This window comes from Pantoea sp. Lu_F5_004, assembly GCF_051136245.1.
In the GTDB taxonomy this organism is placed as follows: Bacteria; Pseudomonadota; Gammaproteobacteria; order Enterobacterales; family Enterobacteriaceae; genus Pantoea; species Pantoea agglomerans.
In genome coordinates, this window is sequence record NZ_CP194947.1 from 318,476 (window position 1) to 338,439 (window position 19,964).

At 52.0% G+C, this 19,964-nt stretch carries 21 protein-coding genes; 10 read left to right on the forward strand and 11 right to left on the reverse strand.

Annotation, left to right across the window (positions count from 1 at the left end; all coding sequences use genetic code 11):
- Positions 1 to 83: 83 nt before the first annotated feature.
- Complete coding sequence (locus ACR8BN_RS20425; RefSeq protein ID WP_410010095.1) at positions 84 to 992, reverse strand: LysR family transcriptional regulator; 909 nt, start codon at positions 990 to 992, stop codon at positions 84 to 86.
- Positions 993 to 1,371: 379 nt separating this feature from the next.
- Here ACR8BN_RS20425 and ACR8BN_RS20430 point away from each other — a divergent pair, with 379 nt between their 5' ends.
- Positions 1,372 to 1,665: a DUF1330 domain-containing protein gene (locus ACR8BN_RS20430; protein ID WP_031592432.1), complete on the forward strand. Its 294-nt coding sequence runs from the start codon at positions 1,372 to 1,374 to the stop codon at positions 1,663 to 1,665.
- 263 nt (positions 1,666 to 1,928) lie between these two features.
- On the opposite strand, the gene ACR8BN_RS20435 is transcribed toward ACR8BN_RS20430, so the two are convergent.
- Together ACR8BN_RS20435 and hprR are read right to left on the reverse strand one after the other, a co-directional pair.
- On the reverse strand, positions 1,929 to 3,287 hold the full coding sequence (locus tag ACR8BN_RS20435; protein WP_434747604.1) for a heavy metal sensor histidine kinase: 1,359 nt from the start codon (positions 3,285 to 3,287) through the stop codon (positions 1,929 to 1,931).
- Positions 3,280 to 3,960 (reverse strand): response regulator transcription factor HprR, encoded by a 681-nt coding sequence (gene hprR / locus ACR8BN_RS20440; protein WP_434747605.1) that lies wholly within the window; start codon positions 3,958 to 3,960, stop codon positions 3,280 to 3,282. The genes ACR8BN_RS20435 and hprR overlap by 8 nt, the downstream gene beginning before the upstream one ends.
- A gap of 136 nt (positions 3,961 to 4,096) precedes the next feature.
- On the opposite strand from hprR, the gene uraH reads away from it, so the two are divergent.
- The 3 genes from uraH to ACR8BN_RS20455 all read left to right on the forward strand — a co-directional run bounded on the left by uraH (position 4,097) and on the right by ACR8BN_RS20455 (position 5,488).
- Positions 4,097 to 4,507, forward strand: coding sequence for a hydroxyisourate hydrolase (uraH, locus tag ACR8BN_RS20445; protein WP_064702938.1), 411 nt, complete (start codon positions 4,097 to 4,099; stop codon positions 4,505 to 4,507).
- A gap of 5 nt (positions 4,508 to 4,512) precedes the next feature.
- The gene (locus tag ACR8BN_RS20450; RefSeq protein ID WP_010247306.1) at positions 4,513 to 5,004 is read left to right on the forward strand and encodes a GlcG/HbpS family heme-binding protein; all 492 of its coding nucleotides are present in this window, start codon (positions 4,513 to 4,515) and stop codon (positions 5,002 to 5,004) included.
- Positions 5,005 to 5,266: 262 nt separating this feature from the next.
- Positions 5,267 to 5,488 carry a DUF2188 domain-containing protein gene (locus ACR8BN_RS20455; protein WP_434747606.1) on the forward strand — a complete coding sequence of 74 codons (222 nt, stop codon included), beginning with the start codon at positions 5,267 to 5,269 and terminating at the stop codon, positions 5,486 to 5,488.
- Positions 5,489 to 5,611: 123 nt separating this feature from the next.
- Here ACR8BN_RS20455 and ACR8BN_RS20460 read toward each other — a convergent pair whose 3' ends face one another.
- From ACR8BN_RS20460 to ptsJ, 6 genes are all read right to left on the reverse strand, one after another.
- Positions 5,612 to 6,916 carry an Nramp family divalent metal transporter gene (locus ACR8BN_RS20460; protein ID WP_434747607.1) on the reverse strand — a complete coding sequence of 435 codons (1,305 nt, stop codon included), beginning with the start codon at positions 6,914 to 6,916 and terminating at the stop codon, positions 5,612 to 5,614.
- Between the two features lie 707 nt (positions 6,917 to 7,623).
- Positions 7,624 to 8,931, reverse strand: a complete 1,308-nt coding sequence (locus ACR8BN_RS20465; protein WP_434747608.1) for an SLC13 family permease — start codon at positions 8,929 to 8,931, stop codon at positions 7,624 to 7,626.
- Between the two features lie 428 nt (positions 8,932 to 9,359).
- A complete protein-coding gene (locus ACR8BN_RS20470; RefSeq protein WP_434747609.1) occupies positions 9,360 to 10,250 on the reverse strand; it encodes a hypothetical protein in 891 nt (296 codons plus the stop codon).
- Between the two features lie 26 nt (positions 10,251 to 10,276).
- Positions 10,277 to 10,897, reverse strand: coding sequence for a LysE family translocator (locus tag ACR8BN_RS20475; protein ID WP_434747610.1), 621 nt, complete (start codon positions 10,895 to 10,897; stop codon positions 10,277 to 10,279).
- 65 nt (positions 10,898 to 10,962) lie between these two features.
- Complete coding sequence (locus tag ACR8BN_RS20480) at positions 10,963 to 11,688, reverse strand: type 1 glutamine amidotransferase (protein ID WP_434747611.1); 726 nt, start codon at positions 11,686 to 11,688, stop codon at positions 10,963 to 10,965.
- 50 nt (positions 11,689 to 11,738) lie between these two features.
- The gene (ptsJ, locus tag ACR8BN_RS20485; protein ID WP_434747612.1) at positions 11,739 to 13,037 is read right to left on the reverse strand and encodes a transcriptional regulator PtsJ; all 1,299 of its coding nucleotides are present in this window, start codon (positions 13,035 to 13,037) and stop codon (positions 11,739 to 11,741) included.
- Positions 13,038 to 13,178: 141 nt separating this feature from the next.
- Here ptsJ and ACR8BN_RS20490 point away from each other — a divergent pair, with 141 nt between their 5' ends.
- The 4 genes from ACR8BN_RS20490 to ACR8BN_RS20505 all read left to right on the forward strand — a co-directional run bounded on the left by ACR8BN_RS20490 (position 13,179) and on the right by ACR8BN_RS20505 (position 16,268).
- Positions 13,179 to 13,934, forward strand: a complete 756-nt coding sequence (locus ACR8BN_RS20490) for a YggS family pyridoxal phosphate-dependent enzyme (protein ID WP_434747613.1) — start codon at positions 13,179 to 13,181, stop codon at positions 13,932 to 13,934.
- Positions 13,931 to 14,767 carry a PfkB family carbohydrate kinase gene (locus tag ACR8BN_RS20495; RefSeq protein WP_434747614.1) on the forward strand — a complete coding sequence of 279 codons (837 nt, stop codon included), beginning with the start codon at positions 13,931 to 13,933 and terminating at the stop codon, positions 14,765 to 14,767. Before ACR8BN_RS20490 ends, ACR8BN_RS20495 begins: the two co-directional genes overlap by 4 nt.
- Positions 14,768 to 14,776: 9 nt before the next feature.
- Positions 14,777 to 15,022 carry a hypothetical protein gene (locus tag ACR8BN_RS20500; RefSeq protein ID WP_434747615.1) on the forward strand — a complete coding sequence of 82 codons (246 nt, stop codon included), beginning with the start codon at positions 14,777 to 14,779 and terminating at the stop codon, positions 15,020 to 15,022.
- Positions 15,023 to 15,236: 214 nt separating this feature from the next.
- Positions 15,237 to 16,268, forward strand: a complete 1,032-nt coding sequence (locus ACR8BN_RS20505; RefSeq protein ID WP_434747616.1) for an asparaginase — start codon at positions 15,237 to 15,239, stop codon at positions 16,266 to 16,268.
- A gap of 56 nt (positions 16,269 to 16,324) precedes the next feature.
- On the opposite strand, the gene ACR8BN_RS20510 is transcribed toward ACR8BN_RS20505, so the two are convergent.
- Positions 16,325 to 16,879: a helix-turn-helix domain-containing protein gene (locus tag ACR8BN_RS20510; protein WP_434747617.1), complete on the reverse strand. Its 555-nt coding sequence runs from the start codon at positions 16,877 to 16,879 to the stop codon at positions 16,325 to 16,327.
- 152 nt (positions 16,880 to 17,031) lie between these two features.
- Between ACR8BN_RS20510 and ACR8BN_RS20515 the strand changes: the two genes are divergently transcribed.
- Together ACR8BN_RS20515 and ACR8BN_RS20520 are read left to right on the forward strand one after the other, a co-directional pair.
- On the forward strand, positions 17,032 to 17,814 hold the full coding sequence (locus tag ACR8BN_RS20515; RefSeq protein ID WP_434747618.1) for an aldolase: 783 nt from the start codon (positions 17,032 to 17,034) through the stop codon (positions 17,812 to 17,814).
- A gap of 21 nt (positions 17,815 to 17,835) precedes the next feature.
- The gene (locus ACR8BN_RS20520) at positions 17,836 to 18,723 is read left to right on the forward strand and encodes a dihydrodipicolinate synthase family protein (protein ID WP_434747619.1); all 888 of its coding nucleotides are present in this window, start codon (positions 17,836 to 17,838) and stop codon (positions 18,721 to 18,723) included.
- A 406-nt stretch (positions 18,724 to 19,129) separates the two neighbouring features.
- Here ACR8BN_RS20520 and surE read toward each other — a convergent pair whose 3' ends face one another.
- Positions 19,130 to 19,879, reverse strand: a complete 750-nt coding sequence (gene surE / locus ACR8BN_RS20525) for a 5'/3'-nucleotidase SurE (RefSeq protein ID WP_434747620.1) — start codon at positions 19,877 to 19,879, stop codon at positions 19,130 to 19,132.
- Positions 19,880 to 19,964 lie beyond the last annotated feature (85 nt).

The window sequence follows — 19,964 nt, forward strand, 5'->3', positions numbered from 1 at the left end:
TAGCGCTGATTAAATTTGTACTTCTGGTTTGGTTCGCCACATACCCTGTTGTTGTATTTTTATCTGGCGTAAGAATCACTGTGCTATCTGTCAAAATAAGGTTTTAAAATTTCTTCTGTCCAGTGCATAAAGGCTCTGACACGCCGCGACAGATTTCGTCGGTGTGCGACAACAAAAGAGGCACTGAGCGGCTCAGGACGCAGATCGGGAAGGACTTCAACCAGCGCACCGCGCTCAATATAGGGTGCCAGTGTGGAGTAACCGCCCTGGATCAAGCCCAGCCCGGCCAGGCCCGCCTCATGATAGGCCGGTACGCTGTTGACCCTTATGGCGCCGGGTAACATCAGCAATTGATAGCCGTCATCCGCCGGATACTCCCAGCCATCTGGCTTCGAACCAAAGCTCCGCTGGTAATGAACCATCTGGTGTCCCTGACTGAGCAGATCATCAATCGTCTGCGGTACTCCGAAGCGCGCCAGATAGCTGGGACTGGCAGCATTAATCATGCATAGTTTCCCCAGCGGGCGAGCAATAAGCGTGTCATCAACGATTGGCCCCAGACGGATGACACAATCAAACCCTTCATGCACTAAATCAACGCGCCGATCGGTACTTGAAAGCTCGATCTCCAGTTCAGGGTGTGCCTCCAGCAACTGCGGCAGCGCGGGGATCACCATACATTGTGCCAGCACGGCTGGCATATCAACGCGTATTCTTCCCCGCAGTGACATCCCCTCGTGAGAGAACATGGACTGTAACTCTTCGGCTTCCGATAGCAGATCGCGTGCGCGTGAATAAAAAGCCCGTCCATCTTCCGTTAATTGCACGGTTCGCGTGGTGCGATGCAGAAGCGTCGCGCCTGTCTCCCTTTCGAGTTCGCGCACCACTAATGAGGCGCGTCCTTTCTGAATACCCAGGCTTTCAGCTGCCTGAGTAAAACTCTTCATTTCCGCCACGCGTGCAAAAATAATCAGCGCCTCAAGGTTTTTCATTGTTCACCTTAGGAGTAACAGTGCGTTAATTCTTACGTTATTTATCACCATATTAATGGGTAATAGACTGCTTTCACACCGCGGATATTGCAGAACGCGATCTGAACGTTATGAAGGGGAATCGTCTCTCTGAAGGCTTAACGCCGTTGCGAACTGCCATGCAGGTTTATGTACATAAGCACTGGCTCAGATCACTGCCGATTCCGCGGCAAACATGGCTCAGAGTACCGGGAAGCACTCAGTGAAAAGGTGGTTACTCACCACTCAATGCGTTGACCCGAAGGAAGAGTTGAAAGCTTAACCCCCATTCCGGGTTTGGTGCACGCCAGTCGCGCTGCCTTACGCTGGATTTTACCCCCTGTCAGGAAGGAAAAGAGAAATGAACAAAGGTTATTTAATCGCTCACGTGACCGTATCGGACCCTGTCGCATACGCTGACTATGCCAGAGCTGCAGGCGAAGCCATGCAGGCGTTTAATCCGAAGATCGTTGCCTGGTCAGGACAGTATGAAAATCTGGAGGGCGAGGCGCATGAACGGCATGTGGTGTTTGAGTTTGAATCTTTTGCCGAAGCCAGACGTTTTTATGAAAGCCCTGCGTATCAGGCTGCCAGGCTTTTACGTGCAGGGGCTGCGCACGGGACGTTTGTGCTGGTTGAAGGGGCCAGCCTTTAGACTCCTCACCATCATGTGCCGATGCAGACTCCAGCGAACCTGGGGCCCGCAGGATGTCATCAGCATGCTGAGTAGTGCCGGGATTTACCGGAGAAAGCGACGAGGGATATTCTGACAATTGACGCTACCTGACCACCGTGCCGGTAAGGTAGCGTGCAACAGGCAAGGGGGTGGCTGTTTCTGACTTAATGACTTCCGCAGATCGCTTTCATCCCCCCTCTGTTTTCATCAAAGCAGCACCGATAAGGTTTTCGTACAGGCGCTCACTTTCTGGGCAGGCGCAGGCCAAAGATAGTGTGCCCGTTCTCATGCCGGTAATAAGCACGTCCGCCATGTAAAGCGGCGATTGCGCGCACCAGCGACAGTCCCAGCCCGCTTCCCGCCGTATGACGGACGTTATCGCCCCGCCAGAAGCGTTCAAATAATTTTTCAGGTTCCTCCAGCGCTTCGCCCGCGTTCGACACCTCAATCTCAACGTAGTCAGCGTGATGACAGGTACTGACCTGAATCGTGCCTTTTTCTGGTGAGTAACGAATGGCGTTGATCAACAGATTACTCATCGCACGCTGGAACAGCATTTTATCCGCGGTGAGGCGGCCTGCGGCGCTCAGCTCAATGACCTTCTCATGCTCTTCCGCAACCGGTTCCAGGAAGTCGATCAGCGCTTCCAGCGCGTCCTGCAGCAGGAAGTCCTGTTTATTGAGTCTGATATTGTGGTGCGTGGCGCGAGCCAGGAAGAGAATGTTTTCAGTCAGACGCGACAGACTCTCCAGCTCTTCAATGTTGCCTTCGAGCAGCGTCTGATATTCAGCGGCTGAGCGTTCATGACCCAGCGCGACCTGATTCTGGCCCAGTAACACATTAATGGGCGTGCGGATTTCGTGCGCCAGATCGTCGGCAAACTGGGTCAGACGGATAAAGTCCGTGGATAAGCGCTGACGCATAGCGTTAAGCGCATTGCCAATCGGTAGCAGCTCCTGCGGGATAGCCTGTAGCGGCACGGGCTGATTTAACCGGTCACTGGCCGTTTCTGCCACGATCTTACTTAACCGGCCGATCGCCCTTAGCCCTCTGCGAATCAACAGCGGACTGACAGCGGCGCACAGCAAAATGGCCGCCAGTGAAACCAGAATGCTTTGCTGGCGATAACGCTCCAGCATCAATGCCCGCTCCCGCGCGACCCGGGCAAGCGTAATGGTTACCGGCCCGAGCGAGGAGTTTGCCTGCAGGCTTAACGCCGACGCTTCCGTCTTATCCGCATTGATCCAGCGGTGCAGCTGTTTCTCACTGGGTGGCGTACTGACCGGCGTGGGGGAGATCGCAGGCAACGTTATCCCGGTATGATTAATACTGACGTTTTGCTCATGCTGCGAGCGGATGCTGAGAATGTCCTGATGGATATCGACCATCCGGTTGAAGTAGAGCGGCAGCGAGCTGGGATGGGCACCATCTTCAAGTAGTTGTCTTAACTGCGCCGCCCGATTAATCAGCGTTTGATCGTCCCGCCAGACCAGTTCGCTGCGTAACGCTTTATACAGAATCAGGCTGATGCCGCCACAGGCCATCGCCATGATTAGCGTAAAAATCGCCGTCAGCCGCAGCGTCAGAGAAGGGCTAGTCACTCTCGCCTCCTTTTTCTGACAGGCAATATCCCATGCCCCTTACCGTAGTGATGAGCTTTTGAGGAAAGGGATCGTCGACTTTACGGCGCAGACGGCGGATAGCAACATCAACGATATTGGTTTCACTGTCGAAATTAACACCCCAGATTTCGCTGGCCAGCAGCGTCCGGGGCAGAATCTCACCGTGACGGCTGGCGAGCAGCCATAACAGCATGAACTCTTTGCGCGTCAGCGTCAGAGTGACACCGTCACGCACAACCTGAAAGCGCGCTGAGTCCAGCACCAGATCGCCTACCCGCAGTACGCTACTGTGCGGCTGCTGCTGCCGGAGTTGATTCCTTACCCGAGCCAGCAACTCCCCAAAAGAGAACGGCTTAACCAGGTAATCATTTGCCCCCAGTTCCAGCCCTTTCACCCGATCATCCACCGAGTCTCTGGCGGTCAGGCAAATCACCGGAATCTGACTGGCGGTACGCAGGGTTTTCAGCACCTGCCACCCATCCATTCCCGGCAGCATAATATCCAGTATCACCAGGCTGTAGGGATGTGACAGCCCCAGATGCAGGCCATCCCGTCCGTCTGCGGCGTAGTCCACGATATAGCCCGCTTCTTCCAGCCCTTTACGCACCCAGGCGCTCGCCTTCTGGTTATCTTCGATCAGTAATAGTTTCATCGGCGCAGTTTGCCATGAAATTTATGACCGCCCCAGCGTTTCAGCGCCAGATGACAATATGGTCATCTTTCTGACAGGCAGAACGAACAACCGCACAGGTATAACAGCGGGGTGATTAACACCGGAGTATTAAAAAATGAAAAAGAGCCTCACTGCCCTGACCCTCGCCACGCTGCTTGCCGTTCCCGCGGTCACCTTCGCGGCCAGTAAAAATCCGCTGAGCGTTCACGTACTGAACCAGCAAACCGGGCTGCCGGCCTCAGAGGTTGAGGTGATGCTTGAGCAGAAACAGGGGGAAAGCTGGAAAGTACTGAATACCGCCAATACTAACCAGCAGGGTCGGATTGATGCCCTTTGGCCAGCAAAGCCCTTTGAGGCAGGAGACTATCGGGTGATTTTTAAAACCGGTCACTATTTTGCGGCACACCAACAGCAGAGTTTCTTCCCTGAAATCCCGGTGGAGTTCCATATCACCAATACCACTACTACCTATCACATTCCATTGCTGCTGAGCCAGTACGGATATTCCACCTATCGCGGGAGCTGAAATAAATGAAACGTTTACTGCTGGCATTGATGCTGACAACCGGACCTGCCGTGGCGCTCGCTGCTGAGCCAGCCTCCGTCTATGACATGACGCAGGCGCTGAGTAATCAACTGGCAACGGAGGCCTTGTCCGCCTGCCATAACATGAATCGTCAGGGCGTAGTCGCCGTGGTGGATCGGGGTGGAAATCTGGTCACGCTGATGCGTGATGACAACGTGGGGCCGCACAACACTCAGGCGGCATGGCGTAAAGCGTTTACTGCGCTCTCCACCAAAACGCCGACCAGACAACTGACCATAAAGGCGCAATCCTCACCGGAAAGCGTCAACCTGAATACGGTTAATGAGCTATTGCTGCTTGGCGGCGGCGTACCGGTGCAATATCGCGGCCAGTGGATCGGCGCTATCGGCATGGCGGGCACCGGCGGCGCGGAATCCGACGATCAATGTGGGACCGAAGCGATTAACAAAGTGCTGGGTAACAGCAAACAACCGTAATTATGATGAACGCGCGGCGGGTATTATTCCTGCCAGACACGGGGAAAAAGCTGTTCCCCGTGTTGTTTAAATAAGTCGCCGCCAGAACGGTTGCTTTGTGCCAGAAGCTGACATAACCTATACCGCGCAAAGAGGATCATGATGAGCTGAACAGCTCTGAGTGCGTATATATTGTGATTCTGATCAATTAAAATACTACATGTTGCGTTTTTAGAGCCTGAATCAGTATAAATCACAACCTGACATTTCTGGAGGGCATTATATGGGTAAAAACCAGCACGTGGTTCCTCATAACGGTGAGTGGGCAGTAAAAGGGGCAGGCAATATAAAAGCGACCTCTGTACATGACACACAGCAACAAGCTATCGATGCAGCTCGTTCGATTGCACGAAACCATGGTAGTGAATTGCTCATTCATGGACGGGATGGCCAAATCCGTGAAAAAGATTCTCATGGCAAAGACAAATACCCCCCCAAAGGATAGCCAAAATTCATAATAAAGAGGGCCGACAGGCCCTCTTTATTATTTAGTTAAATTTAGAACTATTCTCACTGAGCCTTTTACGCGCCTGCGCCCAGAACAATCCTGACATCAGATTTTATTAAATTAGTTTAACCCCGGAATATTTACGCCGAACACCTGCAGTAGCAGAATAATATTCAGCGTCACGATTATCACCGTGCCAATTATCGACAGCATTACCGTTAATTTATTATTGACAAACTCACCCATAATATCCCGGCGACAGGTAAACAATACCAGCGCTATCATCGGTGCTGGCAGAGCCAGACTCAGAACAACCTGACTGTAAACCAGCGCATCTGTTGCATTCACTCCAAGTGAAACCACTATGAAGGCGGGTATCATGGTGACCAGACGGCGTAACCATACAGGAATGTAGAACCCCACAAATCCCTGCATAATCATCTGACCCGCCATAGTTCCCACCACAGAGCTGGAAATGCCCGATGCTATCAGAGATAACAGGAATATCCCCGCAGCACCAATACCCAGCAAAGGGGTCAGAGTGTGATAAGCAGTCTCAATTTCTGCAACATTACTGTGTCCGGCATGGAATGCACTCGAAGCCATGATGACCATCGCAATATTGACCAGACCTGCGATAGTCAGTGCTATTACAACCTCAATGTTTGAGAAAGACACCAATTTGCGGCGTTCAGATGAATTTTTTGCCGGACTACGGTTCTGGGTTAATCCTGAATGGAGATAAATAGCATGTGGCATAACGGTTGCCCCGATAATACCTACGGCAATAGTTAACGCCTGGGCATCCGGCAGTTTCGGATTGACCATGCCTAAACCAGCAGCAGCCCAGTTAACCGGTGCAATAAACATCTCAATCAGATAACACAGTGCAATGACAGCAACCAGTCCACCAATCATCAGTTCTAAAGGCCGGTATCCACGTTTTTCAATCATCAGCAACATGTAAGTGATCAGCGCGGTGATAGCCATGCCTGGTAATAACGGGATATGGAAAAGAATTGATAGCGCCAGCGCCCCGCCAAGAAACTCTGCCAGATCGGTTGCCATTGCAGCGATTTCACTGACAGCCCACATGCCCCATACCACCGGTTGAGAAAACTGGGCACGGCACATTTCAGCTAAATTTTTATTAGTGGCGATGCCGAGTTTCGCCGACAGTGCCTGGAAAAGCATGGCGATAATGTTGGCCATCACCACCACCCACAGAAGGGTATAACCGTACTTTGCTCCTGCCTGTATATTGGTCGCAAAGTTGCCGGGATCCATATAGGCGATAGAGGCAATGACTGCAGGTCCAGCGAAAAGTAATGTTGACGTCAGACGATGACGACGCCCGGATAACACTTCTGTAATCGAACGATTTGTTCTTTCAGTTAAGGTTGTAGGCTGACTGGATCCAGACATAACGTTACTACCCCTGTTTCGCTTTTAACGTGTCTCTCGAAACAACAATATAGCACTGGCTATACTTCATAGCAGAAGCTAATTATATGGTTAAATTAGTAGCATTTTGTATCCGAATGTAAAGGAGAGATGAATGACCTGTTCCATTGGTTAACTGCCGCGATACCTGCGATACACGCGGTTACGGCATGGTAAGTGTCCATTTTGCTTTTATAGTGGACCCTCTGTTCAGTAAGTTTGTCTGCTTCCTGTCTGCGGACAACAGATGTCAGCTGCAACGTCATATGACAGCGTGGTAATAGCCTCAGACCTGCTCAGGAGATTTTGCTCTCAGCTGACATCTGCTTTTCAAATCGAAATGTCTGCTGCATAGTTTGCGCCAGTAGTTCTGTCGATTTATCTTCATAAGATACGGCGCTGGGTATGAAGAGAATGTTATGGTCCGGAATAACTGGCATTAATTCGGGAACCTGCATCAGTCCTGAAACCTTTCCACGATCAATCAGACTGACGGTCTGACCTGCCTCAACGTACTTCCTCCAGACGCTGAATAGGAACACAGACTGCTGCAGGGCTCTTATGGAACTGCCCGGCAAGTGCGCTGAGTTTTCCGGTTCGTACAACTGCATGGAAAGCAGAACACTATTGTTCAGGGCATGAATAAAATAGCCCCTGGCAGGCTTTATTCCTCAGAGGCTGGCAAAAAATCATATCCACCCCATAAGCCTGAACCAAAAGTAATCCAGCGGTACAAGAAAAATGAAGGTAGCGGTCGCCAGAGCAATACACAGTCGAATACCGGATGCCAGAGGGACACGAGCCATTACCATGGCCACAACAATTGGTGACGCCTGATAGGGAAGAACGGGTGTTGAATATCCGATGACCTGGATCATGATGACAGCCGGCAGTGAAAAGCCGGAGGCATGGGATAAGGTTTCCGCAAGCGGCGTATACAGAGCAGGTACCCCATTTGATGTGACAAAAAAACTCAGCAAACTACTGAATCCTGCAAGAGTACCGAAACTGATTAATGGTGATTCCGGAGAGATTGGAGCAATTTTTACCAGTTCTTGTCCAATTATCATGCCAATACCGGATTTCGATACTACCGTAGCCAGACCCAGAATTCCGGCCACATAAATACAGGCTCGCATGTTGAGCCCGTTAGCAAATTCGTCGCCACTCAGGAAGCCGCCCCGGGGCAGAAGGCAGAGGCATGCGGCAGCAAGGCCGACCCATGCGGCTGGGATCCCATGGATGCTGTCCGTGCACCAGAGAATAAGAGTTGCGGCAAGCAGGAAGGCGAGCCGCTTTGCCGCCGGTGACAGGGGGTCTTCTCGCTCAGTAGAACTCAGTATTTCAGGCGTTGCCGGGAAAAGGAAATAAAGGCAAAAAGTAAGAATCACTCCCTTCAGTATACCCAGAATAGGTGCATGCAGGGCGAGGTAAGACACGTACTGAAAATGTTGCCCATAGCTGCTGAAAGCCGCGCCCGTCATAACGAGATTAGGAACATTTGCCGGGAGAATACTGGCCGAGAGCTGGAAGGTGCCGAAGCCTACCGCCAGAGCCAGAGCGATGCGTCCACGACTGCCTTCCTCAAAACCCGCGCGGTCTGCAACAGCCATTACGATTGGCATAAGGAGAGTAATGCGCCCCATGTTTGAGGGCATAACGAACGCCAGGAGGTAGGTGAGAATTACGGTGCCGGCCAGCATTTTCAGCCAGGAACCGCTGACGAGGGGGTCAATCCTGCGCGCAATAAAATCAGCGATCCCGACCTTCCGGATCGCTGTTCCGATAATGAAACCGCTGAGGACCAGCCAAAACGCGTCTGACTGAAAACCTGCAAAAATTGTGTCGGATGGGGCTATTCTGAGGATCATCGCTGACGCAAAAAAAATCAGCGCCACCAGATATTCCGGCAGAACCCGTGTTGCCCATAACGTGATCGTCACCAGAATGACGGCCCCGGGTATGATTAAAGCGGATTGTGACAATGTATCGAACATAATGTATCCCGGAAAAATGTACCTGAATTTTTAATTGAAGCATCCAGCTATCGCAGAGCGCGTATCCGCCTTCTTACACCAGCCATCGGCATTCCAGTCGGAGCATGGACAAAAAGCAGCTTTTTTGACGAGCACACAGCGCGAGGAAGCGTCGGTAGTAATGGCCGATGTAATGCGGATTATCATTTCTGTGAATCACCGTATTTTTCTCAGCACGGGGGCCGCCTTAATCAGGTTCTGCGGGCATGAGCCGCAGACCGGATTTCCGTTGTACAGTGCCATCTCTGCCCGGTAGCTGATCGGGGAGGCTAATGCTATGAGCTTTAACGGGCCGGATATGCTGGCTACTGACATGAGAACCTAATACAGGTCCTGTTTGCCTCGGTAAAACTATGATGGTCCCCAGCAAGGCTGGCTCAGAGCATTTTTCACGGGTTACCTGCGTCTTCAGCCGGGGCATTAAAGTGCACATCGCACTGTGGGCCGAAACACTTTATCTGCTGGCAGCCTGATTTCCCGCTAAGGCAGTTGTGATAAACATGCATATTGTGAAGCCTGACATTGAATACAGTGTCCATGTGTATGCCGTAATCAGCATTGTCATAAACCTCAAGATTACTCATGTACACGTTGGTCATATGAGAGCCGCGAATACCGTGTCCTCGTGGACTACCGTAAAAGCCGCCGCTGTTTTTACTGGTCTGAATCAGTCGTACATCGGCCACCCGGCGAAGATAAATATTATGGAAATAGTCTTTCAGGGTGTTACCGTTGTTATGGAGCTTCAGGTCTGTGGCCGTTACATGCTCCGCGCCTTTAATGTGGATCCCATGGCTGCTGTCTTCAACTTCAACGTTCTGCAAAGTGATATCGCTGCAGCTGGTTTTTTCACCCGCTGTAGGATCACCACTGCAGTCAAAAAACAGCCCTATCTGGTCGTTCCTTAAATCCTGACTTTCAGGACGCTGGTCAATCGTACCAACCAGTTTTACGTCCTTTATTGCAACATGGGTGACCGCGGTTGCGTGCAAAAGCGGCGCATTTATCCTGCTGGCGACTGACGGACTCCAGGTAATGACTGACTGTGGTCCGGTGCCTTCAAGCGCGACGTTGCTGGCAAGCTCCAGTGACTTTTCAAGAAAATAGGTCTGAGGAGTCAGATGTACGATCCCACCGCCTGCCCTGGCAGTAGATTCCACACATCCCTGGAGATCATGATTAGCTGTGCATTCAAGGCTTGCTGAGGCCCGTGCTTCATCAACACAGGTAATCAGAAACAGTGAAACGAAAAAGCCAGAAAAGCGCATAGAATTTTTCACAAAATTGTTCCTGTTCAGTCTGATAGTCACCGGATAAAAAGCCTGATACCCAGCAGGCACATTACGCCGCCACCTATTCTGTCCAGCCAGCGCTTGTAACTGATATAAATACGACGTGGCCTGTCGGCTGAAAGCAGGCAGGCCACAAGTGCATACCAGAGCGTATCTATGCAGAAAGCCATCAGGGGCAGCACAACATACAGCACCGGCGAAATATGCGATCCCAGCGTAGCCGCGAAAATACTGCCAAAAACAATCGCGGTATTAGGATTGCTCAGCTGAGTCAGCATGCCGCTAAGAAAAGCATGAGGCGCATAAACGGCCTGAGTATTATTCTGATGGATGTTGTCTTTCCTGTCAGAGCTGAACAGCAATCGGATACCCAGCCAGAACAGATAGGCTCCCCCGGCAATTTTAAGCGCCGAATAAAGCCACGGCACCAGAACCAGCAGCGAATGAAGGCCGGCCAGAGCCAGAACCGAAAAAATCATGCACCCCGTTCCCATGCCAGCCGCTGCCGCCAGGGCACACCTGCGGGAGGAAACAACAGCCGTACGCGCAATCATAATGAAGCTTGGCCCCGGGCTCATTGCACCCAGCAGGATCGCACTGCCGGTGGTCAGCAAAGCTAAAAATGAGTCAGTCATTATTTATCACCCTGGATAAGACCTATGTGATGCACCACGCCCCGGAGCGTGGTGCGTAAACCTTCTTAAGTGCGGGTGTGGGTATAGTGGTCAGCCAGCTTATCCAGAAAAGTAAACAATGCCTGGTTCATCTCCCGGTAATCGTGGGCCCGCAGTTCTGCTGGAGTGTCTACAAAGCGGTATTCTGCGGCGCGGCTGAGATCTTTCTCAGAATTTGCGATCAACAGTTCAACCACCTCAGTCGTCAGTTCCATATGGCACTGGAAACCATAAACCAGGTCGCTGTAAGCAACAATCTGACGCGGGCATCCTTCACTGTGAGCAATAACAGTGGCCTCTGGCGTCAGGCCCGGCATGTCGTTATGCCAGTGACCTACGTCAAGTGTGCGCCCGAAGTGGTTAAACAACTCATGCTGCATGCCCTCTTCAGTCAGGGTAATTGGAAACTTACCGATCTCTTTTTCAGGGCTGTGTGAGAAGCGGGTGCCGAGTGCCTCGCCGATCAGCTGCGACCCCAGGCAGATGCCGATAACGGCTTTTCCTGCTTTGACGGCAGCGGCGATGGTGCGTTGCTCTGCCAGGGCATCAAAGTGAGGACACTCTGCCGTGGTTGTAGCCGGATCCTGCGGTCCGCCCATTACGATGAGAAAATCAATATCCTCGACACTTGCCGGAAGCGCATCGCCTTCGTAAACCCGGGAAAAGGACACATCGTGCCCCTGGCTGGCTGCCCATTGCTCATAGGCACCTGGCGCTTCAAAGCTTTCGTGAATAATGAAATGTACGCGCATATAAACTCCGTGAGATTAGTCAGTCAGCACACCTGACCGGGTGAATTCATTTACTGTGAAGCTGCAGACATTGCTCCGGTAAGCGCCAGAGCGAACTTTCCGGCTTCTGCTGCGTCAAGATCAGAAACCGTGATACGCAGGCCATGAGCAGGCCGGGATAAACCAAATACTTCCCCTCCGCGTATCAGCCATCCTTTAAGCGCCAGATGCATTACCAGTCGCGAGCTGTCGCTGATAAGGGGTACCCATACATTGAGACCATCGTGGCGGTCAGAGACCTGATAATCGTGATACCTCAACAGATCGGTCAGTACCTGACGACGTATTCGGTAGGTTTCTCTGACGCGGGACAGGTGCGAATCAAAACCCGGTGACGTCATCGCACTGGCTGCAACTTTCTGAATGATGTGACTGACCCAGTTCGTACCGGCGTTCAGCCTCTGCTGCAGGCGTATTGACGTTTCACCATCGCTTGCAACAAAGGCGAGACGCAGATCCGGGCCAAGAAACTTTGATGTGGAACGAATCAGAGCCCAGTGTCGCGATGTTTCAGGAATAATGTGATGGTAGGTTTCCGTTGAGAGCAGTGAAAAATGATCATCAACAATGACCAGCACCTGCGGATAGTCAGAGAGAAGTGTCCGGATATGTTGCGCACGACGCTGGCTGAGACCGAATCCGGTTGGATTGTGCGCGCGCGGCGTTATGATCAGCGCTTTGACACCCGACTCAAGCTGTTCCGCCAGTTGCTCTGGCTGCATGCCCTCTTCATCAACTGGCACGCATGCAGCCTGCAGCCGGTTATGCATCAGGGTGCTGATGCTGCTGAGAAAGCAGGGATCCTCAACCGCAACCCGGTCTCCGGAAATCAGATAGCAATTCAGCAGACGCTCAACTGCATCAACCGCTCCGCTGGTCAGGTTCAGTTCAAAAGCCCCGTTAATATCAGACTTCATCCAGCTACGGCCAATAGCCTCAAGTTCAGCGCTGACGCTGCGTTCCCCATACAGTCCGGCACGCGTGCCTGCCAGTGACAATTCAGGCAGAAAACTGGTACAGGGATTTCCACCCGCCAGATCACGCAGTGCCATGTCCGGTGACGTTCCTTCCATCGCAACGGCAGGCATGACAAATCCCCGTATCACCGTGCCATTACGTCCTTTTGAAATGGCAAAACCCGCGTCGGTAAGGCGCTTATATGCCGTCGCTACCGTATTGCGGTTTACTTCAAGAGAAACCGCAAGGTCACGCACTGTCGGCAGCGCCTGCCCTGGTTTGAGTTCACCTGACTGAACCAGTGCCCTGACCTGCTCAAAAATCTCACCTGATGTCTTACCTGATAGTTTCATTGATCTATGACAATAATTTATTTAACCTAGGACAATAATAATCACACTCACTGCGGGCTGTCTATAACAATGAAACAGGGTGAACACAATTCCGTCAGCAGTACGCTTTTCTCTGCTGACAATACGCAGCCGCGGCATGACATGCATAACCGCTGGCCTCGGGCAGAAAGCGTCGATGACTTTCGCAATAACCTTCAGGCGGTGCGCCAGCGCATCCAGAATGCGTGTCTGCGCAGCGGCCGCGTCGCCAGTGACGTCCGGCTTTTACCTGTCAGTAAAACGATGGATGAAGCGCATATCCGGCTGGCCTGTCAGGCCGGGTGTGACTTTCTCGGCGAGAATAAAGTGCAGGAGGCCTGGCTTAAATCGCAGGCAATGTCCGATCTTACCGACCTTAAGTGGTCCGTTATTGGCCACCTTCAGACCAATAAGGCAAAACTGGTCGCGAAATTTGCCTCCGAGCTTCAGGCGCTTGACAGCCTGCATACGGCAGAAGCGCTCGACCGGCGCCTGCAGGCAGAGGGACGTGCGCTGGATGTGTTTGTTCAGATAAACACGTCACATGAACCCAGCAAATATGGCCTTCATCCTGATGACGCAGAGGTGTTCCTGCAACAGCTGGCGCCCTTCAGCTCTCTTCGGGTTAAGGGGCTGATGACACTTGCCGAGTTCACGCAGGATGCCGCGCGCGTGCGTGCGTGCTTCATCCGTCTGCGCACGCTACGGGATCGGCTTTGTGACCGTGCACCTGCGGGTATTATCCCTTCGCAGCTTTCAATGGGCATGTCCGGCGATTTTGAGATAGCGATTGAGGAAGGGGCTACTGTCGTTCGCGTCGGTCAGTCAATCTTCGGGGCCCGGAATCTGTCCGATGACCATTTCTGGCCGGCACAATGAATACAGAGAGCTATTACGCCCGTTTGCGACTGCCAGACGTCATTTCTGTACAGTCGCAGGTTATTCGTGGCTGTGTGGGAAACAGCATCGCGCTCCCTGCCCTGACAAGGCACGGCCTTGATGTGCTTGCAGTGCCTACGTGCATTTTCGGGCATACCCCCGACGGGCAGCCGAAGACCGGGGGCGAAATGCCGGCCGCCTGGTTCAGGGCATTTCTGTCAGATATCAGCAGACGGGGACTGGATACCGGGCTGCGTGCTGCCATAACCGGCTATCTGGGTACGTTCTCTAAAGGTGAAGAGCTTTTTCAGTGGCTGTCCCGATGTCTGATAAAGCGACCCGATCTGATGATCGTGATGGATCCTGTTCTGGGTGATGAAGACACCGGTTATTACGTGGAGTCAGTACTGACCAGCTGTTACCGGGAAAAACTGCTGCCGCTGGCGACAGGGCTTAGGCCCAATCTTTTCGAGCTTGAATGTCTTACCGGACGGGAGCTCAGGGATGAACGCGATATCGCTCAGGCAGCAAAATCACTGATTTGCGGAAGGACACGCTGGGTTGCCGTTACGAGTGCCATCCGGAGCCCTGATAACCGCAAAGTGGGTGTCATGTGCGTGACGGCCAGCAGCTATTTTGTCATCCATCATGATTTTTATCCCGGCGCTCCTAAAGGAACTGGTGATCTTTTTACAGCTGAACTGACCGCTGCGCTTCTGCGGGGCCTGACTCTTGATGACGCGGTTAAATCAGCCTGTGCGATGACCCGTCAGAGTATCGTGGAAGCGCTGGAAAGCCGTTCAGAGCAACTAAAACCAGCTTCATCATACTGAGGATGCACGATGAAAAACGTACGGCTCACTTTCAGTCTGAAAGGTATGCCTGCAGGAACGCTGGATATAAGTGGAAGTGCGGGTGCTGAACTGGCCGTACTGATGACATCGCTACTGAAGGACAATCCTGACTGGAACATAACCCGGTCAGAGAAATGCGGAGAAAAACGCATCCTTGAAAGTACACCACAGGGTATCCGGCTGTTAAGCAGTGAAAACCTGTATCAGCAGTCAGACATGCCTGACAACAGGTAAACAGGCAACCCCGGCATGCCTTTTGCCGCATTATGACATCACATTAAAGGCAGCAGAGAAGAGGCAAAAGATGATTTTATAATCCGGGAAAATCACTGTCGCGGGCCCGGCAAAAACCGGACTGTCTTTTCATAAGCGGGCCTTGCTCCTGCCTGATGCGGCTGGCACTTTTGGTGCCCGGGAATAAAAAATATTTGCAGAAAGTGAGACCACAATGTTTAGCGAAAACAAACCAGCCTTAGTAACTTATCGCGGCAGCGTGCGTGAAAACTCGCATATTGCTCACGTTGCAGTGGCCGACAGCTCGGGGCACCTGCTTTTTACATCCGGGGATCCTGAGCGCATCACTCTTGCCCGGTCGACGGCCAAACCTTTCCAGGCAGCCGCCATACTCAGGACCGGCGCGGTGCAGCATTTCGGGCTGGGCAGGCAGCATCTCGCGCTGATGTGCGCCTCTCACAGCAGTGAGCCGGTTCACATAAGATGCGCACGTCAGATACTTGAAAAAATCAGCATCGGTGAGCGCTGCCTGGCCTGTGGCGGGCATTCGCCCCTTTCACCGGAGGTCAGCCGTCAATGGATAAAAACGGACTTTACGCCTACCGGCATCTGTAATAACTGCTCAGGAAAGCATGCAGGAATGATAGCCGGCGCGCTGATGCTGACGGGCTCTGCAGAGGGCTACTCTCATCCGGACCATCCTATGCAGCAGCTCGTTCAGGAAACGGTTTCTGACATCACGGGCCTGCCTCAGAAATCAGTTCAATGGGCGACAGACGGCTGTAACCTGCCGGCGCCGGCCTTTCCGCTGCGTACTCTTGCCTCGTCTTATGCCAGGCTTGCTGCCGGCACAACCGCCTCATGGCCGCATGCTGCATTACTGAACGTTCTGTATGAAGCGATGGCGGATTATCCAGAGCTTATCGGGGGCCGGGGACGATTCTGCACTGTACTGGGTGATGTATTCAGCGGCGCACTGGTCGGCAAACTCGGCGCGGATGCATGCTACGCAATTGCAGTGAAAGCATCAGCTCAGACACAAAAACTCGGTGCATCAGGGGCACTCGGCATCGCGGTGAAAATTGAAGACGGCAGCGTTGAAGCACTGTATTCGGTCATATGTGAATTACTGACGACGCTTGGCCTCAGCAATGAAAAATCGACCACGGCGCTTGAGCCGTTCCACTTTCCTGAAATGCGTAATACCGCCGGCGAGGTTACCGGTCACAGAACCTTTGAATTCTGAGCGTTGACTCAGGAAAAAATACCGGCCAGTGGTGCAACAAAATCACAGCTACCCGGTTATTCCGACAGCAGATCTGACGCCGGAGAGATGATGACGAGCAGCTCGGCATTCCTGCCGCCATGTGAGCGTATCCTGTGCGGCTTCAGCCCGTTAAAAGAAAAGGAGTCGCCGGTATTCAGGATAATCTTCTGGTCCATCAGATCGACTTCAACTGCGCCTTTGTGGACAAACATAAACTCTTCACCGGAATGCTCCTTAAAATTACTGTCGGAAAATTCATCGTCCGGACAGAGCATAAACGCCAGCAGATTTCGTTCGGCTGCCTGCCTGGTGAGCATGACATAATTGAGCGCATTCTGTCCGTCTGCAGGCTGTCTGCGATTCTCTGCCCGCTCAAGATGATACTCACTGTCTGACGATAACCCGACGCTGAACAGTTCTTCCACACTGACCCCCAGGGCCTTAGAAAGCTTCAGTGCAGTCGATATTGAAGGCTTGCTCAGTTCACGTTCAACTTTGGACAGGTAACTCTTGGTCATTCCGGTTTCGGCTGCCAGCACGTCGAATGTTATCCCTTTCTTTTTTCTCAGTAATTTCATCCGGATATTCATTTTCTACCAGCATTTTTTAATTTGTTAAATGTATTAACTTGCAAATGACACTTTGTGTCATTTAAAGTCATTTGTGTCATCTGGCGTTTTCAGTCAGAAGAATAGCACAAAGAGAATTTTTGTCTTTAACGCGTTACACGCGGAGGTATCAGATGGCTCAGACACTGGAAACACCAAAAGAACAGCTGATCAGGGACGCAATTCGTCAGATGCAGGAAAATCTGGCCGATAACGCCTGGTCACTGCGGCAGAAGCTTGCGCTGACGTGCCGGATTTTATTTGAACACGGTCATGATTCCGGTATTGCAGGGCAGATTACTGCCCGCGGTCCGGAGTCAGGGACTTATTACACCCAGCAGCTTGGTCTGGGATTTGATGAAATTACCGCAGGCAACCTGCTGCTGGTTAACGAGGATCTTGAGGTTCTCGAAGGCCGCGGTATGCCTAATCCTGCTAACCGCTTTCACAGCTGGGTGTACCGTGCACGTCCTGATGTGAACTGTATCATTCATACGCATCCGACACATGTTTCTGCACTTTCTATGCTGGAGGTGCCCCTGCAGATATCGCACATGGACCTCTGCCCGCTGTATGACGACTGTGCTTTTCTTGAAGGCTGGCCGGGCGTACCTGTCGGGAATGAAGAGGGAGACCTCATCGCAGGTGCGCTGGGAAGCAAGCGCGCGGTATTACTTTCGCATCACGGCCAGCTTTCAACCGGTGCAACGGTTGAAGAAGCCTGCTTTATTGCGGAGCTCATTGAACGTGCGGCAAAACTCCAGCTTCTTGCAATGAGCAGCGGCGAAATCAAGCCCATTATTCCGGAGCTTGGACGGGAAGCCCACGACTGGATTTCAAGACCGAAGCGTTACTCTGCAGCATTTAACTATTTTACCCGTCAGATCCTGCGCCACCACGCTGACTGTTTAAACTGATTTTGAATACAGGGTTCATTTATGACAACACCACTCATTCACGGCATTATTGGTTACACCATTACTCCCTTTACCAGTAATGGGGAAAAACCGGATCTGGAGGCGCTCGGTGCCTCAATCGATCGCATGATTGACAGCGGCGTTCATGCCATCGCTCCGCTGGGAAGCACCGGTGAAGGCGCATATCTCAGCGACGCTGAATGGGAAGAAGTCAGTGAGTTCAGCATCGAAATAGTTGCCGGACGCGTTCCCACTATCGTCAGCGTTTCCGATCTCACTACGGCTAAGTCTGTACAGCGCGCACGTTATGCAGAAGCGAAAGGCGCAGACGTCGTGATGGTTTTACCTGCCTCTTACTGGAAGCTGAGCGCGGATGAGATCCTCGGTCATTATCAGACTATTGGCAGCAGCATCAGTATCCCTGTCATGCTTTATAACAACCCGGCAACGAGTGGCATTGATATGTCCCCTGAGCTCATTTTGCGTATTGTGGATGAAGTAGAAAACGTCACGATGGTAAAAGAGAGTACGGGCGATATTCAGCGTATGCATAAACTTTATCAGCTCAGTGAAGGACAGATACCTTTCTATAACGGCTGTAATCCTCTGGCGCTTGAAGCACTGGCAGCTGGCGCCGCAGGATGGTGTACTGCCGCTCCCAACCTCATCCCGCAGCTGAATCTGGATTTGTATCATGCTGTGAAAAGTAACGACCTGAATAAAGCACGCGACATTTTTTATAAACAGTTGCCGCTGCTTGATTTTATTCTTAAAGGTGGCCTGCCGGCCACAATCAAAGCAGGTCTGCGCCTCAAGGGTCTTGACGCTGGCGATCCGCGCCTGCCTGTCAGACCGCTCAGTGACGCGGGCTGCCAGCAGCTTAAAAATATGCTGGATACGCTCTGCTGAAAGGCCAGGCTCCTGTAACAGCCCTGACCTTACCTGTGGTTTGCTATCGATTCCGTAATACTGTGCGTTGAATAAAATATACCTGCCATAAATGGCAGGTATATTCATATCTGAGCCCCCTTTTTTACCAGGTTTCTTTACCGGGAATTATAGGATGTCAGCTTCTTCTATCACTCCTGCCAGCCTGTCCGTAGCTGAGCATGCATTTGTATAGCGTCGTGGATGCCGGTAATACCCTAAGCCGCACCAGTCTTGTCACACCCAGCCTGTTGAAAATACTCAGCACCACCGGCTCCATTCTGACCAGAGATGACGCTGGAAGGGCTGTGCGATTAACACCTGGCCTCTGACTGGCCGCAGCCTTTTAAAGCGCAACCCCGCCTAACGATGCTGACCGGGTGCATGTTCAGGAGAAATCATGATCGGTTCTGTCAAAGTGAAGCGGGGTAACAGAAATGTGACCAGACCGGACCGCGGCATTCTCGGTGTCAGGCGGTTCAGTCTGCGCCGACCTTTCCAGCGTCAGCCAGGCATAGGGTACAGATCGGGGGTCCTGACGAATAGTTACGCCAGTACCCGTTAAGTTACCGCGCCCCTGAGTTGTAGTCATAATTCCTTTGATTTCATCAGGTGCGGTATCCGGAAAATTGATATTTAAGCAGGTCTGAGTTTTCCAGGGCTTTGCCAGTACCTGCCTGAGTACACGTTCTGAAGCTTTTTCGGCAGTGTCCCATCTCACATTCTCAGCGCTGGTAAAATGCTGACTCAGAGCAACTGAGCGAAAGCCGAGAAGGATACCTGTCATGGCTGCACCTACTGTCCCGGAAAACACTGTCTCATTGCCGAGATTAGCTCCTCTGTTTATTCCAGACAGAATAAAGTCAGGTGGAGTCGACAACATAAGGTGCCGGATGGCCAGCACAACGCAGTCCGCTGGCGTACCCTCAATGCTGTACTGTCTGTCCCCCTTCTGCCAGAACCTGACCGGATGATGCAGCGACAGTGACTGAGAAGTACCGCTTCGGTCTCCTGAGGGTGCTACTACCCAGACTTCTTTGGCCAGAGTTCTGGCAACCCGTGCCAGCGTGCTGAGGCCGGGGGCATCAATACCATCATCGTTAGTCAGTAAAAGTCTTTCACAGATAAAGTCTGACATAAAAATTCTCCGGTCACAGGATAGAAGAACAGAAACAATCGTGTAATCTGTTACCTATGAAACTATAGCAATCACCTTGAGGTAT

Bases quoted from the DNA above. Each gene is read 5' to 3' on its own strand.
- ACR8BN_RS20425 (WP_410010095.1), bottom strand. From the start codon at position 992: ATGAAAAACCTTGAGGCGCTGATTATTTTTGCACGCGTGGCGGAAATG.
- ACR8BN_RS20430 (WP_031592432.1), top strand. From the start codon at position 1,372: ATGAACAAAGGTTATTTAATCGCTCACGTGACCGTATCGGACCCTGTC.
- hprR (WP_434747605.1), bottom strand. From the start codon at position 3,960: ATGAAACTATTACTGATCGAAGATAACCAGAAGGCGAGCGCCTGGGTG.
- uraH (WP_064702938.1), top strand. From the start codon at position 4,097: ATGAAAAAGAGCCTCACTGCCCTGACCCTCGCCACGCTGCTTGCCGTT.
- ACR8BN_RS20450 (WP_010247306.1), top strand. From the start codon at position 4,513: ATGAAACGTTTACTGCTGGCATTGATGCTGACAACCGGACCTGCCGTG.
- ACR8BN_RS20455 (WP_434747606.1), top strand. From the start codon at position 5,267: ATGGGTAAAAACCAGCACGTGGTTCCTCATAACGGTGAGTGGGCAGTA.
- ACR8BN_RS20460 (WP_434747607.1), bottom strand. From the start codon at position 6,916: ATGTCTGGATCCAGTCAGCCTACAACCTTAACTGAAAGAACAAATCGT.
- ACR8BN_RS20465 (WP_434747608.1), bottom strand. From the start codon at position 8,931: ATGTTCGATACATTGTCACAATCCGCTTTAATCATACCCGGGGCCGTC.
- ACR8BN_RS20475 (WP_434747610.1), bottom strand. From the start codon at position 10,897: ATGACTGACTCATTTTTAGCTTTGCTGACCACCGGCAGTGCGATCCTG.
- ACR8BN_RS20480 (WP_434747611.1), bottom strand. From the start codon at position 11,688: ATGCGCGTACATTTCATTATTCACGAAAGCTTTGAAGCGCCAGGTGCC.
- ptsJ (WP_434747612.1), bottom strand. From the start codon at position 13,037: ATGAAACTATCAGGTAAGACATCAGGTGAGATTTTTGAGCAGGTCAGG.
- ACR8BN_RS20490 (WP_434747613.1), top strand. From the start codon at position 13,179: ATGCATAACCGCTGGCCTCGGGCAGAAAGCGTCGATGACTTTCGCAAT.
- ACR8BN_RS20495 (WP_434747614.1), top strand. From the start codon at position 13,931: ATGAATACAGAGAGCTATTACGCCCGTTTGCGACTGCCAGACGTCATT.
- ACR8BN_RS20500 (WP_434747615.1), top strand. From the start codon at position 14,777: ATGAAAAACGTACGGCTCACTTTCAGTCTGAAAGGTATGCCTGCAGGA.
- ACR8BN_RS20505 (WP_434747616.1), top strand. From the start codon at position 15,237: ATGTTTAGCGAAAACAAACCAGCCTTAGTAACTTATCGCGGCAGCGTG.
- ACR8BN_RS20510 (WP_434747617.1), bottom strand. From the start codon at position 16,879: ATGAATATCCGGATGAAATTACTGAGAAAAAAGAAAGGGATAACATTC.
- ACR8BN_RS20515 (WP_434747618.1), top strand. From the start codon at position 17,032: ATGGCTCAGACACTGGAAACACCAAAAGAACAGCTGATCAGGGACGCA.
- ACR8BN_RS20520 (WP_434747619.1), top strand. From the start codon at position 17,836: ATGACAACACCACTCATTCACGGCATTATTGGTTACACCATTACTCCC.
- surE (WP_434747620.1), bottom strand. From the start codon at position 19,879: ATGTCAGACTTTATCTGTGAAAGACTTTTACTGACTAACGATGATGGT.